The organism is Corynebacterium sp. HMSC055A01 (genome assembly GCF_001809405.1).
GTDB lineage: Bacteria > Actinomycetota > Actinomycetes > Mycobacteriales > Mycobacteriaceae > Corynebacterium > Corynebacterium hesseae.
On sequence record NZ_KV797579.1, the window covers coordinates 1 to 276 of the forward strand.

Genomic DNA, 276 nt, shown 5'->3' on the forward strand with positions numbered 1-276 from the left:
CCGGGAACAAGGCCCCAACACACTCTCCATAACTGACGATGCCACCACGATTGCCAACATGCGCAGCGTACTCGAATCCACCAACAATACTGACCTGCTTCAAGCCGCCAACGACATCTTCTTCAAAGAGGGCACCGGTTCCAAACCTGCGGTGCGCACCCAAGTCATCGTCACGTTGAACGAGTTGGACCAGATCATTAACGGCGACGGGGACGAAATAGAGCTCAACCTGACCAACGGTGGGCACATGACCGGGGCAGAATTCCTCACCCACAA

The 276-nt window shown here is 55.4% G+C and carries 1 pseudogene; it reads left to right on the top strand.

Annotation, left to right across the window (positions count from 1 at the left end):
• Positions 1 to 58 precede the first annotated feature (58 nt).
• Positions 59 to 276 (top strand): annotated as a pseudogene (locus HMPREF2604_RS06215) (HNH endonuclease); the annotation flags it as partial.